This is a genomic window from Deltaproteobacteria bacterium, assembly GCA_016709225.1.
Taxonomy (GTDB): Bacteria; Myxococcota_A; Polyangia; order Nannocystales; family Nannocystaceae; genus Xiheibacterium; species Xiheibacterium phototrophicum.
Genome location: JADJEE010000001.1, coordinates 2,338,917 through 2,353,184, shown reverse-complemented (window position 1 = coordinate 2,353,184; position 14,268 = coordinate 2,338,917). Strand labels below are relative to the sequence as shown.

The following is a 14,268-nucleotide window of genomic DNA, read 5'->3' as shown; positions in this document are numbered from 1 at the left end:
ACCCGCCGCCTCCGCGCCGCGCCGCACGTCGATGCCGTGGCTCATCGCGCTCGCGCTGCTGCTGGCGCTGGCGTCCTACTTCGGCCGGCGGGCCCTGATCGCGGGCTTCTTCCGCGACGGCGTGCCCGCGGCCGCGCCGTGGCAACGCGAGGTCACCGGGCCCTCGCTGCCCGCGGCGCCCCACGTGCGGGTGGTGCTGCTCGATGGGTTGTCGCGGGCCCACGCGCAGACCCTGCCGAACTTGAACCGGGCGTGCGAAGGCGGGCTCACGCTGGCGGTCGATGTCGGCTTCCCGACGGTGTCGCTCCCGGTGCAGCACGTGCTGTGGACCGGCCGCACGCAGCAGCAATCGGGGGTGCTGTACAGGATCCCGCGGCTCGATCCGCCGCCGGTCGATGCCCTGCCGCAGCGCGTCGACGATGCGATCGCGGTGGGCGAGTCGCACCGCGACATCGTGCACAGCTTCGGCTTTGCGACCACGCTGCCACCGCTCGGTCGCGACGACATCGAGCCGGTCGGATCGCGCTGGCGCACCGAAGAGTTCGTGCCCGCTGCGACCGCGGCGGTCGCCAGCGATGCACGCCTGGCGTTCGTGCACGTGCTGCGCATCGACGAGGCCGGTCACCGTGAGGGCGCCGGTTCGCAGGCCTACGACGACGCCGCGCGTGAGGCCGACGCGATGCTGGCCGAGTGGCTCGCAGCCGCGCCCGCCGACGCGCGGTGGATCGTGCTGGCCGATCACGGCCATCGCGAGGGCGGCGGTCACGGCGGCGCCGAGCCGGAGATCCGCGTGGTGCGGGCGTGCATCTTCGGCGGCGCGCCGCTGCAGGTGCCATCGCCGACCGCACCGATTCACCTGGTCGATCTGCACCGCGCGTTGGCCGACATGCTCGGGCTCGAGCCCGACGCCGACGCGCCCGGTCGCGCACTCGCGACCGCGATCGACGAGCCCCGCGTGGCGCAGACGCTGCCACGGCCGAGCCCGGTGGCGTGGGTGACCGCGCTTGCGGTGCTGCTCGCGGGCGTCATGATCGGCGTGGCGCAGGGCTCGGCCCGGCCCGCGCTCCCGTGGCTGCCGCTCGCGGCGGTCTCGGTGTGGCTCGTCGACGGTGCGATCACGCTCTCGAACCCCGTCGTCTACCCACCGCTCGGCCGCGACGTCCTGCTCGCTGCGACCCCGGGCCTGCTGTGGCTGCTCACTTGGAGCGCACGCCCTCGCGACGCGCGGAGCCTCGCATCCGCGGCCGCGCCGGCCTGCGCGGCACTGCTCGCGACGGCGATCCTCGCCGGCGTACCGGCGGCGCTCGTCGGCGGTCCACCGCCGCTCGTGCCGACCTGGACCGCGTGGTGCTCGGTGCTGTTCACGATCACGGCCGGCGGCGCGCTCGCGGTCGCGATCGGGCAGGGGATCGCGTGGGGGCGGCGGCCGCGGTCGGCGACCGCCCGCTAGTACCTCGACACAGGGATTGTGATGGGTCAGAACGCCGTCATGGCCGCGACTCCGCAAGGCGCCGTGCCGCCGGAATACCGGGCGTATTTCAAGGTGCGGCAACGCAGCGAGGCGCGGTCAGGGCGGTGTTATGGCCCGTCACAATCGCTGTGTCGAGGTACTAGCTCGGCGGTCGCGCGATCACTCGTCGTCGGCGCCGGCCTGGGCGAGCTTGTCCCGCGCCCGGCGGCCCTTGCTGCTGCGATCGATGTTCACGCTCGAGAGGGTGCCGTAGGCGGCGTGCAGCGCCTGCAGCAGCGTCGGGTCGCCGCCCGAGAGGTCGTGGGTCTCACCGAAGTCGGCGGCGAGGTCGTAGATCTCGGCGACGTTGTCGTCGCGGCGGACCATGAGCTTGTGGGGCCACATGATGACGCCGTACTGGTCGGTCTCGTTCAGCGGCAGCGGGCGCGTGCGGTGGGTGAGCTCGGGCGGTGCGCCGTCGATGAGGTACGGCACCAGGCTCTCGCCGTCGACGGCGGGCTCGGGCTGCCCCATGAGCTCGAAGAGCGTGGGGTGGACGTCGATGAGCGAGACCGGGCGATCGATCGTCGCGGGCGCGAAGCCGGGCACGCGGATCGACATGGGCACGTGCACGAGCGCGTTGTAGACGAAGCGGCCGTGGTTGTCGGGCAGGCGCGGATCCTCGCCGAGGCCTTCGCCGTGGTCGCTGACCAGCACGATGATGGTGTTGTCCCACAGACCACGCTCGCGCAACGCGGCCATCACGGCGCCGATCTGATCGTCGACCACGCGGACCAGCAGGCGGTAGCGCGAGGGCTTGTCGGTCGCCGCTTCGGCGTCGGGGCCGACCGCCTCGCGCAGGCGGTTGGTCTTGATCTCGTGGTGCTCGTGGACGTCGAAGTAGTGCAGCCACAGGAAGAACGGCTGCGAGGGCTCGAGTCCGTCGAGGAATCGCAGGCCGAGCTCGGTGGTGCGGGCGCCGGTGGTGTAGCTGCCGACGTCGCGCTCGTACATGTCGTTGACGATGCGGTCGTAGCCGTCGAGGCCGCGCGTGAGCATGGCCTTGCCGACGTAGCGGATGACCTCGCTGGGGATCACCGCGTGGGTGCGGCGGCCAGCGGCGTGCATCGCCTCCGCGAGGGTCGGCGCGGCGGTGGCGAAGGGGTCGATCTGCCCGGTCAGCACGCCCGACATCGACAGATCGGTGCCGGCCGCCGGCGCGAAGGTGCGCTCGAAGCGGCGCGAGGCGTCGAACAGCGCGAAGAAGTTCGGCAGCGCCGCACGGTTCTCGGGCGTGTCGGCGAGTACGTCGGCACGCAGGGTGTCGACCGCGATGAGGACCACGTTGAAGCCCCGCGCGGCCTTCAGCTGCGCGATGACCTCGGGCCGCTCGCGCCACGCCACCAGCTGCTCGTGGTGCTCGGTGTTGGCCTGCACGATGGCCTGGGCCTCGGGCGGCAGCCCGCTGACACCGTCGCAGTTGTCGTCGATGCCGTTGTCGGGCAGCTCGGCGACGCCGGGATTCACCGCGGCGTCGAGGTCGTTGCAGTCGCCGCCGCCGAGCACCGCGGAGTACTCGTCGCGATCGAGGTCGAACACCGAGCGACATAGGCGCACCAGCATGCGGCCATGCATGCCGGTGGTCGCGACCGTCACGCGCTGCTCCTGCGTGGCGAGCCCACGGGTGAGGCACGCGACCAAGCCGACGTCGATCACCACCAGCCACACGCGGCCGCCGTGGATCCACAGCGGTCGACGGCTCGGCCACGCGCCCACGCGGCGCAGCGCGATCGCGGCGCCGAGGCCTGCGACCACGCACTCGACCACCAGCAGGAACGTGTGCACGTCGGGGTACTCGCTGCGCTTGACCCGGCGCGTGACGACGTCGATCGCCACTGCGGTGAGCAGCAACCCCACGGCCAGCAGCCAGGCGCCGCCGCGCTTGGCGTGCAGCCACGTGCCGAGCCCGATCGCGACCGCCAGCGCGGCCCACAGCACCACTGGCAGCAGCACCGGCGCCCACGCGGCGCCCGGCAGGGTCTGCGCGAACGCACCCTCGAAGAGGTGGCGCGAGGTCGGGACCGTCGCCAGCAGGCTCGGCAGCGCTCGCAGGCCGGCGCGTGCCCACGCCGGCATCGCGCGTGCGCGCAGCAACGACTCGACCAGTGCGATCACGATGCCGCACAGCGTGCCGCCGGCCAGCAGCAGCGCGGCGATCGTCGCGACCGTGCCGAGCCCACCGTCGCGCAGCAACCACAGTTCGAACGGCGCCACGAGACAAGCACCCACCACACCGATGGCGACGTCGCCCGGTGCCAGCAGGTGCGGTGTCTGTGGCGTCGCGCTCAATCGGTGGCTTCGGCGGGCGCTGGGTCGTGGCCGGCGACGGCCGGCAGGTACAGCTCACCCCCGTGGGCGCGGAACTCCGCGGCCTTCTCCGCGAGGCCCTGTGCGACCGCGGCCTCGTCGGCCAGCGCACGCACGTCGGCGGTGAGCTTCATCGAGCAGAAGTGCGGGCCGCACATCGAGCAGAAGTGGGCGGTCTTGGCCGGCTCCGCGGGCAGCGTCTCGTCGTGGAACTCGCGCGCCCGCACCGGGTCGAGCGCGAGGTTGAACTGGTCGTGCCAGCGGAACTCGAAGCGTGCCTTGGACAGCGCGTTGTCGCGGTCCTGCGCGCCGGGGTGGCCCTTGGCCAGGTCGGCGGCGTGGGCGGCGATCTTGTACGTGATCACGCCCTCGCGCACGTCGTGCTTGTCGGGCAGCCCGAGGTGCTCCTTGGGCGTCACGTAGCAGAGCATCGAGCAGCCGAACGAGCCGATCATCGCGGCACCGATCGCCGAGGTGATGTGATCGTAGCCGGGCGCGATGTCGGTCGTGAGGGGCCCGAGCGTGTAGAACGGTGCCTCGTGGCACAGCTCGTCCTCGAGGTCCATGTTCTCCTTGATCTTGTGCATCGGCACGTGGCCGGGGCCCTCGATCATCACCTGCACGTCGTGGCGCCACGCGACCTCGGTGAGCTGACCGAGCGTGCGCAGCTCGGCGAACTGGGCCTCGTCGTTGGCGTCGGCGATCGATCCCGGTCGCAGGCCGTCGCCCAGCGAGAACGAGATGTCGTACTTCTTCATGAGCTCGCAGATGCGCTCGAACTCGGTGAACAAGAAGTTCTCGCGGTGGTGGTGCAGGCACCACTTGGCCATGATCGAGCCGCCGCGTGAGACGATGCCGGTGACGCGCCTGGCGGTCAGCGGCACGTATCGCAGCAGCACGCCGGCGTGGATGGTGAAGTAGTCCACGCCCTGCTCGGCCTGTTCGGCCAGCGTGTCCATGAACACGTCGATCGAGAGGTCCTCGACCTTGCCCTTGACCTTCTCGAGCGCCTGGTAGATCGGCACCGTGCCGATCGGCACCGGCGCGTTGCGCAGGATCCACTCGCGGGTCTGGTGGATGTCCTTGCCGGTCGACAGGTCCATGACCGTGTCGGCGCCCCAGCGGATCGCCCACTGCAGCTTCTCGACCTCTTCTTCGATCGACGAGCCGACCGCGGAGTTGCCGATGTTGGCGTTGACCTTCACCAGGAACTTCTTGCCGATGATCATCGGCTCGAGCTCGCGGTGTCGCACGTTGGCGGGGATGATCGCGCGACCGGCCGCGACCTCGTCGCGCACGAACTCCGGCGTCACGCGCTCGCGGATCGCACAGAAGCGCATCTCCTCGGTGATGACACCCGCGCGCGCGTAGTGCATCTGCGAGACGTTGCCGTCGGACGCCGCCAGGCGCGGCTCGAGCCACGCCGCGCGGCGCGGTGGCAGGCCCTTGCGCGGATCGGGGTTCTCGGGGCCAGTGGTGTCGTAGACCCGCAGCGGCGGCTCGCCACCGGCGAGGCTGATCTCGCGGAACGGAACCCCGAGCTCGCCCTCGCTCACGCGGGTCGAGTTCGGGAAGGTCTCGCTGACCGGCGGTAGCGGTTGCACGTCGCGCACGTTCGGGTCGGCGATGCGCAGCCGTCCGGGTCTCGAGTCGCTGGTCATGTCGGATCCTCTCCCCATCGGTCATCGCTCGCGGTGCGGCCCCGCGTGACTGCGGGCCCTTCTCGTGGCGTGGCCTGGCACCTCGGGCGGCGTCGCGCCCGGGGTGGGGGACGATACCCGAACTCGGTCAGCGCCGCATGCGTCGGCGCCGAGCGCCCACGAGCAGCACCAGCCCCGCGAGCGCGGCGTGCGGGGGCGCATCGCGGTGGGTGCAGCCGCAGCCACCACCGTCGCCGTCGTCGGAGCCGCCGGCCGAGCCATCGCCCGATCCGCTCTCGCTGCCATCGGCGGATCCGCCGGCCGTGGCAGATCCGCCCGAGGCGCTCGCACTGCCACCGGTGCCTGCGGTGTCGCCGGTGCCATCGGTGGGATCACCGGTGCCGGAGTCCGCACCGCCCTCGCTGCCGCTCTCGCCGACCGGCGGGCCCATGCCGAACTCGTAGGCGCCGATGTCGATCGCGTCGACCGCGGGCCGCGGCTCGGTCGCCGCGGGATGGAGGTAGTGCAGCGACGCCGTGAGATCGAAGCCGTCGGCGCTGCCGGGCGCGACACCGGCGTCGATCGCCGGCGATCCGTCGGCGAGGTGATAGTCGAAGCCGGCTTGGTCGACGAGCCCGGGCATGTCGGTCTGCAGGTTGCCCTCGTCGGTCACCACCGGGCTGGTGCCGCCGTCGATCTGCAGCGTGGTGCCCGCGCCGACGAAGAGGTTGTTGCGCAGCACCACCTCGTCGGCCACGTGGACGACGACGAAGCCCGGCGCCGCGGCGTTGTCGTTGACGATGGTGTTGTTCACCATGAAGAGCCGCAGGTCGTCGTTGGTGCCGCCTTCACCCTTGTAGTTGACGATGGTGCCGTGGTTCTCGGCCATCGGGCCCTGCTCGATCAGGTTGCCGACCAGGATCGACAGGCCGCCCTGGGGCAGATCGACGAGGTACGAGCTGGTGCCGTCCTGCTCGTCCATGAGCCGGTTGTAGAGGATGTGGTTCACCTGCGCGCGCGACTTGAGGGTGTGCCCCGAGTAAGCGTGGTGGCTGTAGTTGCCCTGGAACACCAGCGAGGTCGCGGTGCCGATGTACACGTTGTGTTCCTGGCCGGAGCCGGGGTTGCCGTTGTGGTCGAACTCCGAGTCGTAGATCTCGACGGTCGCGTCCTCGCCACCGAGGATGCCGTTTTGGTTGTCGTGGAAGTGGCAGTCGCGGACCACCAGGGCGGTGCCCTGCATGCGAATGCCCGCGCCGTTGTTGTCGGCGACCGTGGCCCCGGAGAACTCGAGGTGCTCGATCGTGACCGCCTGCGCGCCGGCGTTGATGAGGATGATGCCCTTGCCGTTGCCGATGTTGCTGGTCGACGACACGTGCGCACGGGCGTCTCCGACCCCGCGCAGGGTGATGTCGCCGGCGTCGATCACGACGATGTCGTCGACATAGTCCCCGGGATCGATCTCGATCACGTCGCCGGGCGCGGCCGCCTGCACTGCGGCGGCGATGGTCGTGTAGGGCTTGTCGCTGCCGACCTGCAGGGTGTCGGCGTGGGCGAGCATCGGAACGAGCGCCAGCTGGGCGATCGCGGGCGGCACGAGGCGGCGCAGCATGGTCAGGGCCTTTCGCGAGGGGGACGGAGGCCAACACTTTAGGCCAGCGCCGCCGCCGGGGGCCATCGGAAGTTCTGCCGATGCGTCAGCGGCTGCGCATGGCCTCGCCGAGCAGCCGCGCGAGCAGCAGACGTGAGCGCACGTCGAGGCGCTCGTAGATGTGCTCGAGGTGGGTGTTCACGGTGCGCAGGCTGATGTGCAGCCGCGTCGCGATCTCCTGCGAACGCAACCCGTCGGCCACCAGTGCCGCGACCTCGCGCTCGCGGGGGCTGAGCTGGGCGATCGCGGCCCGCGCCCGGGCGATCGACTCGAGCTGCTGCAGTTCGGCGGCGGTCGCCCGCACGAACTCGAACTCGGCCGCGCCGAGCTGGATCAGCTCGCCCCCGCGCAGTGTCGTCGACTCGACCGGCACGCCGTCCACCAGCGTGCCGTTGGTGGAGCCGAGATCGCGCACGACCACCTCGCCGCGGGCGTCGACCTCGAACACCGCGTGGCGCCGCGAAACCCCCTCGATCGGCAGGTGCAGCCCCAGCTCGGCCTCGCGGCCGGCCTCGAGCTGCCCGGCGAGCGTCACCACCAGCGCCGCGACCGGCTCGCTGCGACCGACCAGCGCCGGGCGTCGCGGTGGCGCGGCCTGGCGGTTGGGCGCGACGGGTGTGGTCGAGTCGTCCACGGCGGCGGCAGCTGCAGGGTATCAAAAGCGCGGCGGCGATCTGCGGGCGACGGCCCCGGCTGTGCCACACTTGGACGCTCGGTCGTCTGCGATGTCGAGTGGTCCGCAATCGTCATCACCCTCGGATGCCACGCCGGTGTTCGCACGGGCGCCCGCGACTCCGGTGGTGGCCACGGCCGATCCCGAACAGTCGCCAACCGTCGCGCTGCGGGCCGGAGCCGACGAGGACGCGCCGACGCTCGGCGTGCGTGCGCGCGCGGCCAGCTCCGGTCGCCTGGCCCGTGGTGCGATGCTGGGTCGCTACGTGCTGCTCGGGCCGGTCGGTTCGGGCGGCCTGGGCGACGTGTTCGCGGCCTACGATCCCGAGCTCGATCGGCGGGTCGCGATCAAGGTCTTGCGTGCGGCCGGCGAGCTCGAGCTCGCGGCCGGCGACGCCGCGACGCGGATGCTGCGCGAGGGCCAGGCGATGGCGCGGCTGCGCCACCCCAACGTCGTGGTCGTGCACGACGTCGGCTGCGAGGACGATCGCGTCTTCATCGCGATGGAGTTCGTCGAGGGCGGCACGCTGCGGCGCTGGCTCGGCGACGCGCCGCGCAGCTGGACGGAGATCCGCGAGGTCTTCCTGCAGGCCGGGCAGGGGCTCATCGCGGCCCACGACGCCGGGCTCGTGCACCGCGACTTCAAGCCCGCCAACGTGATGATCGAGCCGGGTGGTCGGGTGGTCGTGCTCGACTTCGGGTTGTCGCGGCGTGTCGACGGCGAGCTCGCGGACGCGACCGACGGCACCGACGTGGGGACCGCGTCGAGCTCGCTGCTCGGTCGCGCGGTGACCGAGCATGGCACGCTGATGGGCACGCCGCCGTACATGGCCCCGGAGCTGTTCGACGGCGGCGTGGCGAGCCCGCGCTCCGACCAGTTCGCGTTCTGCGTGTCGCTGTACGAGGCGCTCTACGGCCGTCGTCCGTTCGTCGCCGACACCCTCGAGCGTCACGTCGAGCTGGTCCGCGCGGGCCTGCGCAGCCGCGACCGCCCGCGCCGCGAGGTCCCGCCGTGGCTGCACCGCGTGGTGTTGCAGGGGCTCGCGCCGGACCCCGAGCAGCGGCTGCCCGAGATGCGCGCGATGCTGACGGCGCTGCAGCACGATCGGCGACGGCGACGGCGCTGGCTGACCGGACTGGCGATCGCGCTGCCGTTGTCGTCGGCCGCGGTCGCGGCCGCAGCGATCCTGCTGCGGCCCGAGCCGACCGCGATCGAGCGCGACGCCGTGGCGCAGCTCGCCGACGAGGCCCGCGCCGCGGCGGCGCTGGGCCACTACGTCTACCCGCCCGCCGACGATCCCGACGCGGCCACCGCGTTCGCCAAGGTGCTCGAGCTCGAGGCCATGACCGGGCCCGTGGCCGAGGACGCGCGCGCGCGTGCGGGTGAGCTGCGCACCGAGCTCGCCGACGCGCTCGCGCGGCTCGGCGACACCTACGCGGCGCGGCCCGGCGGGCGCCCGTTCGCGTCGGACTTCTACGGTGCGGCGCTGGTGTTCGACCCCGGCCGCGAGGCGCTGCGCGAGGCGGTCGAGCTCACCCCCGGTGAGCTCGCGTCGCTGCGCGATCGGGCGGCGACGCGCGACTTCAGCCCGTCGGAGCTGATCGCTGCCGAGGCCTTGAGCGCGCTGGCGACCGACGACGAGACCGCGCGCGCCAAGCGAGTCGCGCGCGTGCTCGATCGTCGTCGGGGTGCGGCGAGCACGGCCGCGCGGCTCGAGGCGGTCGCACCGGCGGCGGCACCCACCGCGCCACCGCGGGCGGCCGCTGCGGCGTCGTCGGCCGCGGTCGTGTCGCCGCCGACACCCGCGGTGCTTGCGGGGGCGCCACCGTCGGCCGCAGCACCGACGCCAACGCCGGCGGCCGTGCCGAGTGCGGCGCCCCGCGACCCCGCGGTCGCCCGCGCCGCGGTCGATGCCGGCGACGCGGCGCTGCGTCGCGGTGAGCTCGCGGAGGCCGAGCGAAGCTTCCGGCGCGCGCTCAAGCAGGATCCCGGCAGTGTGGGCGCACTGCTGGGGCTCGCGCGGGTGCACTTCAACCGTCGCGAGTTCAAGGACATGGCCGCGCTGGCGAAGCGTGCGATCGAGCTGTCGCCGCGCTCGGCCAGCGCGCACGCGTTGCTGGGCGACGCGCACTTCAAGATGTTCCGCTACGACGAGGCCCGCAGCGCCTACGAGCGCGCGGTCGAGCTGGGCTCGAGCGCGGCCAAGCAGGGGTTGGTGCGCGTGCGAGCGGCGCTCGGCGAGGCGACGCCGCCGTGAGCCCGCGGCCGCTCCTTCATCCGCAACTCAGAACCACAGCGCAGCGCCGCGCAGCTGCGCCCGCGAGCGGCGCGGCGCGGCGCGGCGATCGTTGCGACCGAGCACGCACAACGTCACGCCCACCGCGATCGCGGCCGCGCCGATCGCGACCGCCACCGCGCCGCCGGTGCGCGTGCCGTAGAGGAAGCGGCACTCGCCGTTGGCGTCGGCCTGGCAGTCGCTGCGGTAAGGGCGGCCGTCGAGCACGAGCAACGCCGCGCCCGCGGCGACGCCGGCGATCCCGATCGCGATGGTGCTCGCTCCCGCGACGGTCCGTCGTCGCCGCTGCGCCTGTGCCCGTCGCTCCGTCGGTGACGGGGCCGCGCGCACGAGCTCATAGGTGACCGCCCGTGAGGTCCCGGCGGGGGCGTCGAGCTCGAGCTCGCGTGGGACGAAGCCCGGGCTGCGGATCACCAGCACATGGGCACCGGGCGCGACCGTGAGGGTCTGCGGGCCGACCCCGCGGGGCTGACCGTCGAGCTCGAGCATCGCGGCGCGCGGGGTGCCGTCGATGATCAGCTGAGGTGCCGCCTGGGCGCTGTTCTCGAGGGTCTGGCCCAGCGACGCGGCCTTGGCCGCGGTGAACTCGACCAGCTCCTCGAAGCCGCACAGGCCGCAGCGTCCGCCCGCGGTCGCGACCGGCGTGTCGCCGTCGCCGGCCCACGCCCGCAGCTGCACGGTGTGGTCGCCGTCGGGCAGCACCTGCACGTCGAGATCGATGACGAAGGTGGCGCCGCGCGAGTCGACAAGGGCTGCGCGGCAGCGACCGTCGTCGCATCGCTTCGCCTCGCTGCGCTGCGGCTCGAAGCCGGCGCGGGCCAGGCCGTCGAGCAGCGCCGCGTCGATCGCCTCACGCAGTCGCTCGGGCAGCTCGCCCGTCACCGCGGTCGGCTGCAGCACCACGCGTGCATCCGCCGGCGTCGGCGATGCGGGCACGCCGGCATCGACCAGCACGACCGCGAGCAGGCACGGGGCGAGACTCGGCACCTTCGCGATCGAAGGTAACACGGCGGCTGCGTGGGGCCGCTGTGCTAGCATCGGCGCCACGCACGTGAGCGCCGACGCGGATCCCCGACCGCTGCAGGTCGTCGCGCGAGCCCCCGGGGCGACGCCGGCGAGCCCGCGCGGTCGCAGCCCGGCGTCGTGGCTGGCGCTGCTGCCCGCGTCGGCGTTGGCGGGGTGCCTGATCGACAACCCCCGCTGGCAGGCGCCCGCGGCCGGCAGCAGCGGCGCCAGCGAGGACGGCGGATCCGACAGCGGCGGCCTCGAGCCGTCGCCGGGCTGCGATGCGCTGCCGCCAGCACCTGCCGACGCGGTCGCGCTGACGCCCGACGACGCGGCCACGCTGCCCGATCGCATCGAGTCCGCCGCGCCCGACACCACCTTCGTGCTCGCGCCGGGGGTCTACGTGCTGCCGCGTGGGCTGACGATCACGGCCGCAGGCGTGACGCTGCGCGGCGTCGGCGACGATCCGACCGCGGTCTGGCTCGACGGCGCCGGCGGCAGCTTCGATCTCGTGCGCATCGCCGCCGACGACGTGACCATTGCCGAGCTGGGCCTGCGCGCCACCGCGGGCTCGCTGGTGGTCGTCGAGCCGTCGACGTCGTCGATCACGGGCACGCGCCTGCATCGGTTGGTGCTGCGTGACGCCGCGGCCGCGCAGCTCCGCGTCGATGCCGACGCGAGCGCGGGGTTCTTCGCCGACGACGGCGAGGTGGCATGCAGCGACTTCGGGCTCGGCGATGCCTTCCGCGCCGAGCAGGTCGCCGCCTGCAACGTCGGCGCGATCTCGATGACCGCGACCGCCGACTGGGTCGTGCGCGACAACCTCGTGCAGGGCTTCTGGTGCGCCGAGCACAACGCGCTGCCCGCGGTGCGCGTGGGCTTCGGTGCCCGCGGCACGCAGATCGAGCGCAACCTGTTCGTCGACGACTGGCGCCCGCTGGTGGTCGGCGACTCCGGGCCGCCGGACGGCAGCGCCGACGGCTGCCTCGATGCGACGCCGCCGCTGCGCCCGTTCGACGACGCCCAGTGTGGCGCACAGTACTGGGGGCACATCGGCGGCGGCGTCCGCAACAACCGCGTGTGGACCGGCGGGCCCGGCATCGCGACGCTCGCCAACGTCGACAGCGGCATCTCGATGTGGTGCGTCTGCGGTGGCGACGTCGTGCACAACACGGTGGTCGCCACGCTCGCGGTGCTGTCGTCGATCGAGTATCGCTACGCGCGCTCGCGGCTGCGGCTGGCCAACAACCTCGTGACCCACGCGATCTGGGCCCGCGACCCCGCGGCCGTGCAGCTGGGGCAGTCCAACGCGACCGACGTCTCGCTCAACCTCTTCGTCGCGGCCCTCGAGCCGCCGCCGCAGCTCGATCTACACCTGCGCGTCGACGCGACCGCGGCGCGGGACGTCGGCGTGGTGCTGCCGGCGCCGGCGGTGCTCGACGACTTCGAGCTGCAGCCCCGCGATGCGCGGCCCGACTACGGCGCCGACGAGTACGTCCCTTGATTCCTCCACGGTGACGACGCGCGTGTTCCGACTCCACGACGCCCTCGTGTTCCCCGACCCCGCGCTCGCCGACGACGACGGCCTGCTCGCGGTCGGCGGCGATCTCCGCCCCGAGCGACTGCTGTTGGCCTACGGCAACGGCATCTTCCCGTGGTACAGCGAGGGTCGCCCGATCCTCTGGTGGTCGCCGGCGCCGCGCTTCGTGCTGTTGCCGGGCGAGCTGCACGTCGGCCGGAGCCTGCGCAAGGCGGCGGCGCGTCGGCCCTACCGCATCACCCTCGACACCGCGTTCGACGACGTGATGGCCCACTGCGCCCGCGCGCCGCGACCGGGCCAGTTCGGCACCTGGATCACCGCCGACATGCGCCGCGCCTACGGCGAGCTGCATCGCCTGGGCTACGCGCACAGCGTCGAGGCGTGGTCCGGCGACCAGCTCGTGGGCGGACTGTACGGTGTCGCGTTGGGCCGCGCGTACTTCGGCGAGAGCATGTTCGCCCACGCGCCCGACGCCTCCAAGCTCGGCTTCGTCACGCTGGTCGAGCAGCTGCAGCGCTGGCAGTTCGAGCTCGTCGACTGCCAGGTCCACACCGAACATCTCGAGCGCTTCGGCGCGCGGATGTTCGAGCGCGTGGACTTCCAGACCCGGCTCGCGGCCGCGCTCGCGCACCCGCATCGACCGGGACCGTGGCGCTTCGACGGGCCCGAGGGCTGACCGGCGCCCGCACGTGGTCGAGCGCAAGGGAGGAACGACCTGCGGGCCCCCGACGCGTCGCGTCGACGTTCAGCGTATCGCCGGGCATGCACGCCGCCGGTGGTTCTCGCCGCGCTATGCTCTCGATCGCTCGAGATGGCCTGCTCTCCCGAAGCTCCATGGATCCCGCTCACCGGTGCCGGCCTCGATCGCGCGGCCCATCGTCGTCGCGATGCGGCGTGGATCGCCACCGCACGAGCGTCGGCGCGGGCGCGGGTCCTCGTCATGCGTGGCGGTGCGTTGTTCGTCGACGCGGTCGAGCGGAGCCTTCGACGGCGGCGCTGCGGCCACCGCTCGGGCGATGTTCGAGTGGCACCGTCACCACCGCCACTGCAGTCGCTGCGGCGCGCCGTCGCACGCGGTCGATGCCGGCTGGAAGCGGTGCTGCGACGCGTGCCGAGCCGAGCACTTCCCGCGGACCGACCCCGTCGTGATCATGCTGGCGGTGCGCGACGCACGGTGCTTGCTGGGCCGCCAACGCACCTGAGCACCGGGGCTGTGGTCGTGCCTCGCCGGCTTCGTCGAGCCCGGCGAGACGCTCGAGCAGGCCGCAGCGCGCGAGGTGCTCGAGGAGACCGGCATCCGCTGCGGACGCGCCGAGTACCTGTTCGGCCAGCCATGGCCGTTCCCGTCGTCGCTGATGCTCGGCCTGCTGCTCGAAGCGCACAGCGATCGCATCACCGTCGACGACGAGCTCGAGGACGCGCGATGGTTCAGCCGCGACGAGGCGATCGCCATGCTCGAGCGGACGCACCCCACCGCGTTCGCGCCCCCACGGTTCGCGGTGGCGCACCATGTGCTCCGGGCCTGGATCGAGCGCACCGCCGCAGCGCCGCCAAGGTCGCCGGCCTGACGTCGATCGCGATCTGCACGTAACCGTGCTCGCGCACGCGGCCCGAACCCACCCCCCGCGTTGACACGTCGCGCATGT

The 14,268-nt window shown here is 72.9% G+C and carries 9 protein-coding genes and 1 pseudogene; 5 read left to right on the top strand and 5 right to left on the bottom strand.

What is annotated here, in order from left to right; translation table 11 throughout:
* Positions 1–31: 31 nt before the first annotated feature.
* On the top strand, positions 32–1,450 hold the full coding sequence (locus tag IPH07_09515; protein MBK6917625.1) for an alkaline phosphatase family protein: 1,419 nt from the start codon (positions 32–34) through the stop codon (positions 1,448–1,450).
* A gap of 180 nt (positions 1,451–1,630) precedes the next feature.
* Here the strand turns inward: IPH07_09515 and IPH07_09510 are convergent, their stop codons facing one another.
* The 4 genes from IPH07_09510 to IPH07_09495 form a co-directional block, all read right to left on the bottom strand.
* Positions 1,631–3,724, bottom strand: coding sequence for a sulfatase-like hydrolase/transferase (locus IPH07_09510; GenBank protein MBK6917624.1), 2,094 nt, complete (start codon positions 3,722–3,724; stop codon positions 1,631–1,633).
* Positions 3,725–3,795: 71 nt separating this feature from the next.
* The gene (gene thiC / locus IPH07_09505) at positions 3,796–5,478 is read right to left on the bottom strand and encodes a phosphomethylpyrimidine synthase ThiC (GenBank protein ID MBK6917623.1); all 1,683 of its coding nucleotides are present in this window, start codon (positions 5,476–5,478) and stop codon (positions 3,796–3,798) included.
* A gap of 127 nt (positions 5,479–5,605) precedes the next feature.
* Positions 5,606–7,069 (bottom strand): right-handed parallel beta-helix repeat-containing protein, encoded by a 1,464-nt coding sequence (locus IPH07_09500; GenBank protein ID MBK6917622.1) that lies wholly within the window; start codon positions 7,067–7,069, stop codon positions 5,606–5,608.
* Positions 7,070–7,154: 85 nt separating this feature from the next.
* The gene (locus IPH07_09495; protein ID MBK6917621.1) at positions 7,155–7,742 is read right to left on the bottom strand and encodes an FHA domain-containing protein; all 588 of its coding nucleotides are present in this window, start codon (positions 7,740–7,742) and stop codon (positions 7,155–7,157) included.
* A gap of 91 nt (positions 7,743–7,833) precedes the next feature.
* On the opposite strand from IPH07_09495, the gene IPH07_09490 reads away from it, so the two are divergent.
* Positions 7,834–10,038 (top strand): protein kinase, encoded by a 2,205-nt coding sequence (locus IPH07_09490; protein ID MBK6917620.1) that lies wholly within the window; start codon positions 7,834–7,836, stop codon positions 10,036–10,038.
* A 27-nt stretch (positions 10,039–10,065) separates the two neighbouring features.
* Here the strand turns inward: IPH07_09490 and IPH07_09485 are convergent, their stop codons facing one another.
* Complete coding sequence (locus IPH07_09485; protein MBK6917619.1) at positions 10,066–11,064, bottom strand: hypothetical protein; 999 nt, start codon at positions 11,062–11,064, stop codon at positions 10,066–10,068.
* A gap of 64 nt (positions 11,065–11,128) precedes the next feature.
* On the opposite strand from IPH07_09485, the gene IPH07_09480 reads away from it, so the two are divergent.
* The 3 genes and pseudogenes from IPH07_09480 (at position 11,129) to nudC (ending at position 14,190) form a co-directional block, all read left to right on the top strand.
* Positions 11,129–12,586 (top strand): hypothetical protein, encoded by a 1,458-nt coding sequence (locus tag IPH07_09480; protein MBK6917618.1) that lies wholly within the window; start codon positions 11,129–11,131, stop codon positions 12,584–12,586.
* On the top strand, positions 12,546–13,298 hold the full coding sequence (locus IPH07_09475; protein MBK6917617.1) for a leucyl/phenylalanyl-tRNA--protein transferase: 753 nt from the start codon (positions 12,546–12,548) through the stop codon (positions 13,296–13,298). The genes IPH07_09480 and IPH07_09475 overlap by 41 nt, the downstream gene beginning before the upstream one ends.
* Positions 13,299–13,509: 211 nt before the next feature.
* Positions 13,510–14,190 (top strand): annotated as a pseudogene (nudC, locus tag IPH07_09470) (NAD(+) diphosphatase).
* The last annotated feature ends 78 nt before the right edge of the window (positions 14,191–14,268 follow it).

Bases quoted from the DNA above. Each gene is read 5' to 3' on its own strand.
- IPH07_09515 (MBK6917625.1), top strand. From the start codon at position 32: ATGCCGTGGCTCATCGCGCTCGCGCTGCTGCTGGCGCTGGCGTCCTAC.
- IPH07_09475 (MBK6917617.1), top strand. From the start codon at position 12,546: ATGCGCGGCCCGACTACGGCGCCGACGAGTACGTCCCTTGATTCCTCC.
- IPH07_09490 (MBK6917620.1), top strand. From the start codon at position 7,834: ATGTCGAGTGGTCCGCAATCGTCATCACCCTCGGATGCCACGCCGGTG.
- IPH07_09500 (MBK6917622.1), bottom strand. From the start codon at position 7,069: ATGCTGCGCCGCCTCGTGCCGCCCGCGATCGCCCAGCTGGCGCTCGTT.
- thiC (MBK6917623.1), bottom strand. From the start codon at position 5,478: ATGACCAGCGACTCGAGACCCGGACGGCTGCGCATCGCCGACCCGAAC.